This window comes from Xanthomonas sp. SHU 199, from assembly GCF_000364665.1.
Taxonomy (GTDB): Bacteria; Pseudomonadota; Gammaproteobacteria; order Xanthomonadales; family Xanthomonadaceae; genus Xanthomonas_A; species Xanthomonas_A sontii.
Genome location: NZ_AQOI01000520.1, coordinates 1 through 3,905 on the forward strand (window position 1 = coordinate 1; position 3,905 = coordinate 3,905).

3 protein-coding genes and 1 pseudogene are annotated in these 3,905 nt (G+C 71.9%); all 4 read right to left on the reverse strand.

The features are described from left to right. Positions 1 to 358 (reverse strand): annotated as a pseudogene (locus D183_RS24975) (glycosyltransferase); the annotation flags it as partial. A gap of 2 nt (positions 359 to 360) precedes the next feature. Continuing rightward, positions 361 to 1,872 (reverse strand): B12-binding domain-containing radical SAM protein, encoded by a 1,512-nt coding sequence (locus tag D183_RS0115865; protein WP_017909867.1) that lies wholly within the window; start codon positions 1,870 to 1,872, stop codon positions 361 to 363. A gap of 23 nt (positions 1,873 to 1,895) precedes the next feature. Then, positions 1,896 to 2,591 carry a class I SAM-dependent methyltransferase gene (locus D183_RS0115870; RefSeq protein WP_017909868.1) on the reverse strand — a complete coding sequence of 232 codons (696 nt, stop codon included), beginning with the start codon at positions 2,589 to 2,591 and terminating at the stop codon, positions 1,896 to 1,898. Then, a complete protein-coding gene (locus D183_RS0115875; RefSeq protein ID WP_017909869.1) occupies positions 2,588 to 3,820 on the reverse strand; it encodes an amidohydrolase family protein in 1,233 nt (410 codons plus the stop codon). Before D183_RS0115875 ends, D183_RS0115870 begins: the two co-directional genes overlap by 4 nt. Positions 3,821 to 3,905: the final 85 nt, after the last annotated feature.

Consider the following 3,905-nt stretch of genomic DNA (forward strand, 5'->3'; position numbering starts at 1 on the left):
TCGGCCGCGACGGCCGCCAGCGCGCCAGCGTCGCCGCCTCGCGCGCGAACTGCAGGCCGTGCACGTGCACCACGTCGGCCTCCAGCTCGGCCAGCAGCGCGGCGAGGCGGCGCAGATGGCGCCGGCGTCCGGTCTCGGCACGGCGCACGAAGTGATAGTTCACGCCGTTGCGCTGCAGTTGCGCATCGACCGCGGCGGCCTGGATCACCGAGACGCGGGTGCCGGCGCTGGCCACCGCCTCGGCGATGTCGGCCAGCGACGGCCACAGCGCGAACGCCTGCTCCGGCGTCACCCCGTCCGGCAACGGCACGAAGTTGAGTTGCACGGCATGCACGGCGCGGTCGACGTTGCCGTCCATGCTCAGATCCCGGATACCTGCGGCCGGTGCAGGCGCACCAGCCGGTTGGCCAGGTTCAGTTCCCATGGCCGGTCGTAGCGCCGGTAGCGGTAGCGCCACGCGGCCAGCGCGCTGAGGCCGCGCTTGGCCCAGCCCGGCGAGCGCTGGTCCTGCGCGGTGGGATAGCGGCAGCCGAGCACGGTGACGAAATCGCGGATGCGCTGGCGCAGCGCATCGGTGAGCCAGGGCGCATCGGCGTGGCAGGCGTAGTCCACCCACTGCGGCTGGGCCCACTCCTCCGGCGTGCGCGGGAACTGCACCGGCACCCCGTCGCGGTCGAGCAAGGGCGTGCCGGCACGGCGGCCGCGGTCCCTCTCGTGGCGGCTGCTCTCCGGCAGCGGGGTGTACACGTAGACGATGATTTCCGACTGCGGGTTGATCCGCTTCAGCTCGCGGATGAACTCGAAGGTCTGCTCGGTCTCGCGTTCGCTGTCCTGCGGCGGCGCGACCATGAACGACAGCTCCGGGATCACCCCGTTGCGCCGGCACAGTTCGGCCACTTCCAGGGTCTGGTCCGGGCGTGTGCCCTTGCGGATCTCCTTGAGCATCGCCCCGCTCGGCGACTCGGCGCCGATGTAGGCCATGCGCAGGCGGCTCTTGCGCACCAGTTTCCAGGTGCTCTCGGACAGGTTGAGCAGCGCGTCGGCGCGGGCGTAGCACCACCACGGCAGTTCCAGCTTCGCCATCACCTCCAGCAGCGGGACCATGTCGGCTTCGCGGTCGAAGAAATTGTGGTCGAAGAACTGGATCGAATCGGCGCCCAGGCCGTATTTCAAATAGCCTAGCTCCCGCTCCAGGCGTGCCGCGGTGGGCAAGGCGGTGGCGCCGCCGAACATCGCCGCCACCCCGCAGAAGGTGCAGCGGAAACGGCAACCCAGCGCGGCCTGGTGCGAGGCGGTGCGGCGGCCGAGGAAGGTACGGCCGAGATAGCGGCGCGGTTCGCCGAGTTTCTCGTATGGCAGCGATGGCAACGCGTCGCCGCGCTGGAAGGCGCGGTTGCGGTTGTGCACCACGGCGCCGTCGTGCTTCCAGGACAGCCCGTCGACCTGCGCCAGCGTCGGCCCCTCGCCGCGCAAGGCGGCCAGCAGTTCCGGCAAGGTGTCCTCGCCCTGCGCGCGGATCGCGTAGTCCACGTACGGCGCGGCCAGCGCGGTGTCCGGGTACAGCGTGGGAAAATAGCCGCCCCAGACGATCGGCAGTGCCGGGAAGCGTGCGCGGATGGCCTGCGACAGTGCGATCGACGGTGCCAGTTGCGGCCCGCCCATCACGCTAATGCCCACCGCATCGAAGCGCTGCTCCTGCAGCGCCTGCAGGCTGCGGTCGATGAAGTCGCGGTCGACGTTGCCGTCGATGATGCGGCTGTCGCCAGTGCGATCCAGCGACGCCGCCAGGTTCAGCAGCGACAGCGGAAAACGGGCGCTGGACGGCTTGGTGATGGTGGGATTGACCAGCAGCGTGTTCGATGTGGAGGACATACGGTACGGACGCAGGACGGAGGTCACGGCAGGCGCCGCAGGCGCAGCACCAGGGCCACCGGCACCTGCAATGCAGCGGGATCGAAATGGGCGCCGGTGGGAATGTCCGCCGGGTCGAGCATCGGTTCGCTGACCGCGTCGATGGCCAGCCCGAGCGCGGCGCAGGCGGCGTGCCAGTGGCTGTACAGGTGCTGGGTGTGGCGCACCGCGTAGCGCTGGCCGCCGGCCTTGAAGTCGCGGCGCCAGCCCAGCGCCGGGCCGATCGGGTGCACGTCGCTGCACAGCACCCAGCCGCCGGGACGGGTGACGCGGCGCAGTTCCGCCAGGGCCGGCGGCAGCTGCGGCAGGTGCCCCAGCGCCAGCGCGCAGATGCTCAGGTCGACACTGGCGTCGGCCAGCGGCAAGGCCTCCAGGCGGCCTTCGCGCAAGGTGTAGCGGCCGGCGTCGATCTCGGCCAGTTCCTGCGCGGCGCGCGTCAACATCTGCGGCGACAGGTCCACGCCGGTGACGTGCCCGGCGCCACGATGCAGCGCATGCAGCAGGTAGCGGCCGCTGCCGCAGCCGGCATCGAGCACGTGCTGGCCGCGCAACGACGGCGGCAGCAAGGCCAGCATGGCGCGCTGCTCGGCCTGCATCACCGGGTTGTGCGCCTGCGCCGGGTAGCTGTCCGCCCACAGCGCATAGGCGGTCAGCGGATCGAGGGTCGTGACGGCGCTCATGCCGGGCATGCCTGCGACAACTGGGTCAGGCGTGAACGCGGCGGTGCAACCTGGACTTCCAGGCCCGGCTCCAGCGCGAGCAGCGCCGGGTCGGCAAGTTCTGCGGCCAGCAACTTCGGCACGCCGTCCAGCGTCACCGGCACCGTGTCCACCCCGGACGCGGCGAACCATGGGGCGAAATCGGGATCGGCGATGCGTGGCCGGCCATCGCGCACCACCGCGCGCAGCGCGCTGCGCGGCAGCCCGACCAGGCTCTGCGCCGGCGCCCCGCCACGGTCGGCGACGATCAGCAGATCGGCGTGTGCGCCCGGCGCCAGATGCCCGCGATCCGGCATGCGCAGGATGTCGGCCGCGGCGGTCGTAGCCAGGCGCAGTGCCTGGGTCGCGTCCAGGCCGTGGGCGGCGGCCAGGCGCAGATCCTTGAGCAAGTCGCGGCCGCCGCTGACCCGCGCATCGCTGCCCAGCGCCAGGCGCCAGGCCGCGCTCAGGCGCTGCGGATCGAGGGTGTGTCCGAGCAGGGTCAGGTTGCTGCTCGGGCACCACACCACCGCCGCGCCGCAGGCGAGCACGCGGGTGACGTCGTCCGCGCCCAGGCCCACGCCGTGGATCAGCACCGTGTTGTCCGCCAGATAGCCACGCCGCTCCAGCTCCGCAAGTTCGCCGGCGGCCACCGCGTCGGTACCTTCGGCCAGGTGGATCATCCACGGCCAGCCGGCGGCGGACGCCGCGGCGAAGCTCTGTGCCAGCGGCGGTCCGTAGTCGGGGCCGTGCAAGGTGTAGCTCCAGCCGAACTCGCGCAGCAGCGCCACCGGGAAGTCGGCCGCATCCAGCGCCGGATGCCAGGGGTCGTGGTGGGCCACGCAGGTCACCCCGGCCAGCAGGTTCTTCAACCCGCCATGGCGCAGCCGCAGCGACTTGGGCAGGGCCAGCGCGGCGGTCACCGCCGGCGTGCGGAAATGCGCGGCGAAGGCGTCGATCCAGGCATAGCTGTTGGCGAACGGCGCGGCCTGCGGCAGCGGCGGCACCGCATTGACGTGCAGATGCTCGTGGGCGTTGATCAAGCCGGGCAGCACCAATTGCCCGTGCAGATCGATGCGCAGCGCGGCCGGCGTGGCCGCCGCGGCGATCCGGCCGGCGCGCAGCGCCAGCGGCGCGTTCACCGCCCCACAGGCGTGCGCGACGCGCGCACCCTCCAGGCAGAGGTCGATGGGGGCGGCAGACGCGGTCATGCTCAGCGCTTGCGCAGCACGATCAGGAAGTGATCGCCCATGTCGCGCAGCAGCGGCCAGCCGCCGATGCGGTCATCGAGGCGGG